The organism is Methanospirillum stamsii, from assembly GCF_003173335.1.
GTDB lineage: Archaea > Halobacteriota > Methanomicrobia > Methanomicrobiales > Methanospirillaceae > Methanospirillum > Methanospirillum stamsii.
In genome coordinates, this window is record NZ_QGMZ01000057.1 from 1 (window position 1) to 2,798 (window position 2,798).

Sequence of the window (2,798 nt, forward strand, 5' to 3'; positions counted from 1 at the left end):
CACAAACTTGTTTCCAGAAATTAGGTTGAGTCATTTGTAAGTTATAAATTCACAAACTTAGGTAATTGAAGGAGAAGAGTATACCTCATATCCTGACTGTTCGGCGATGAATGTAAGCGTGGGGAAGATCTTCAAACCAGGGATTACCGGAATATATACCTATAATTTCTACTCACCAAAGGTGCTGCATCTGGCTGTTTTGAAGGGGCAGCCGGCTTATACACCGGCTAATGGTTCTATCTGTGTTATTGCCAGAAATTCGCAGATACCTTATGACTGTGATATCTGCGGATCGAAAGCCGATTTTTTCTGTGATGAATGTTATCACGAAGGAGGCACTCCTCTTATCTGCAAACATTGTCTCCCTCTTCATGACTGTAGTTATGAGCATATTCAGGTCATTCCTAACTCTCCCCTGTTCGGAATAGAATATTTTGCTGAAGAGCCTGATCGCATAGTCAGGTGGTACCCGGAAGGGTGGACAAGGGACGAGATAATTTCCCCAAATCTGTATGAATTGCTTGAACAATATTTCAAGAAATCCATAACGGAGGATGGTGAATGTGATCTTCAGGATTCGATTGAAGATGAGGATGACGAAGTAACATCAGTCATGGGCACATCGGTTTTTCCTCCTTCTGCATATATATCCGATAAAAAGGAATCTGACGATATGAAAAGCAATAATCCATCAGGATTTGCGACAACTCTCATTAATCTCTACATCAAAGAATTAAAGAGGAGTTATGGTATTCAGCCTAAAAAACCCCCCCAATATGAACCCCTTTCACGAGTCAGATATGATAAAATCAGGGCAGGAATCGAGGACTTCTGCAGGGTTGATGATTCACCCCCTATTCTCAGGAGCTGTATTCTCATGCTGGACAATCTAACAGAGAATCTGAAAAGCCCGCTTCACAAAGGCGATTGCCTTCTGTGGTCATCTGCAATTATTTTCACCCAGTACCAGGAGAACGGGCTTATCAAAAAAGGAAAGACTACGGCCTGTGCTGAAATGATTGCAACATGTTTTGGAGTGAAGCCAAATATGACTCGAATTCGTTCTTCAGATATAAGAACGGCTCTTGATATGAAATTATTGGGATAAAAAGTTTCTCAAGAGCTGCTTGTATTGCTATGATATCTCCTGCAGAAAAACGGTCCCGGATATCTAAATCGAGACCTTAACTCATTTTCAGATCAGGTTTGTGACAAATACTTGCTATAATAAGTCGCCGTAAGCTGCTAAGTTTCATTCCTTTTTCTCTAACGCTGCCAGTTCCAGTTCAAGACCCTGTAATTTATGTTTCGTTTCGTTGATCTCTTTCTTCAGCGTGTGGATCTTCTTTTGTTTAATTATCCCAGAAAGGTGGTTATCTCCTAGTTCCTCAGCGATATACTGCTTAAGTTGTCTTCTCAATATGACAAAATACGGATTCCCCCAAACTGATCGCTCCTGGAATTCCAATTTTCCGGCACGAATTCCCTTTACAATAAACTCCCGGTCAACCCCATAGTCTTTTATTACTGTTTTGTCACTAAGAGTCGCCCCTTTCCGATTCCACTCGCCATATTCTGCCATATTTCTTTCTGCCTATTTGAAGTTCAAAATATTCAAATCCACCGTATGAGTATTCATTTTTTCCATTTGTTCCATAATGTTTCAGGTATCGTTCTTCTAAAACTCATCAATCGGGAAGTTTTCAACAGGATACTCCATCGACTAATGCCCCCGGAACCAAAGGAAAAAAACCAGGAATATATATTAGCTGGAGTAAAGGTTCATGATGGTTAATTATACATCCGGAAGAAAGATGTAATCTCCCAGCTCTTATCTTATAAGCAGATATATCTATGTCTCCTCCAAAGCTTCCAATCGGGGTCCAATCCTTTGAGAAAATGAGAACCGAAGGATATGCATATGTCGATAAAACCTGGTTTATCTCCGATCTGGCCCGGAAAGGAACGTATTATTTTCTCTCCCGCCCAAGGCGGTTTGGAAAAAGTCTCTTTATCGATACGCTAGACTGTGCGTTTTCCGGAAGAAAAGAACTCTTCTCCGGACTGTATCTTGATTCCCCTGAGGCAGAATGGGACTTTACAATAACATATCCGGTCCTTCGGGTTGATTTTGCCGGAGGGGCACTGAGCCAGATCTCTGATCTTATCAATAGATTGACCAGCACTCTTGATGGGTGGGAAGAATTCTATGAAATAGAAAAAAGTTCCGGAGATCCTGGAGATAGATTACTCTCACTCATACCAAAAATCGCAAAAAAAACCGGAAAACAGGTAGTCATCCTCGTCGATGAGTACGACAGACCGATTCTTGATAATATCGGAGATATCAATCTCATGCAGGAGATGCGGGATTGCCTGAAAAATTTTTATGGTGCAATCAAACCACTCGATCTCCATCTTAAGTTTGTCCTTCTCACCGGAGTTTCAAAATTTGCCAAAACAGGAATATTCTCCGGATTGAATAATTTAAATGATATCACCCTTGATAAGGCATATTCAACTATCTGTGGTTATACTCAGCAGAATCTTGAAACAATATTTTCTGAATATCTCCAGCGATTTGACATCAATGAGGTTCGTGAATGGTATAATGGGTATTCATGGACCGGCGATTCGGTATATAACCCGTTTGATATTCTCCTTCTCTTCTCGAAAGGAGTATTTCGGCCATTTTGGTTTGAGACCGGGACACCTTCATTTCTCATCACCCTCTGGCAGAAGAAACCCCGCCTTCCTGCAGAATTTGACGGGCTTATTGCAGGCGATGAACTCCTGGG

Annotated in this window: 3 protein-coding genes; 2 read left to right on the forward strand and 1 reads right to left on the reverse strand. The window is 41.3% G+C overall.

What is annotated here, in order from left to right; all coding sequences use genetic code 11:
* Positions 1 to 106: 106 nt before the first annotated feature.
* The gene (locus DLD82_RS17245) at positions 107 to 1,108 is read left to right on the forward strand and encodes a DUF6398 domain-containing protein (RefSeq protein WP_109942377.1); all 1,002 of its coding nucleotides are present in this window, start codon (positions 107 to 109) and stop codon (positions 1,106 to 1,108) included.
* A gap of 144 nt (positions 1,109 to 1,252) precedes the next feature.
* Here DLD82_RS17245 and DLD82_RS17250 read toward each other — a convergent pair whose 3' ends face one another.
* The gene (locus DLD82_RS17250; protein ID WP_109942378.1) at positions 1,253 to 1,582 is read right to left on the reverse strand and encodes a hypothetical protein; all 330 of its coding nucleotides are present in this window, start codon (positions 1,580 to 1,582) and stop codon (positions 1,253 to 1,255) included.
* 272 nt (positions 1,583 to 1,854) lie between these two features.
* Here DLD82_RS17250 and DLD82_RS17255 point away from each other — a divergent pair.
* A partial coding sequence (locus DLD82_RS17255; RefSeq protein ID WP_181391515.1) for an ATP-binding protein occupies positions 1,855 to 2,798 on the forward strand: 944 nt, incomplete at its 3' end.

Coding starts and splice junctions, on each gene's coding strand:
- DLD82_RS17245 (WP_109942377.1), top strand. CDS start 107: ATGAATGTAAGCGTGGGGAAGATCTTCAAACCAGGGATTACCGGAATA.
- DLD82_RS17250 (WP_109942378.1), bottom strand. CDS start 1,582: ATGGCAGAATATGGCGAGTGGAATCGGAAAGGGGCGACTCTTAGTGAC.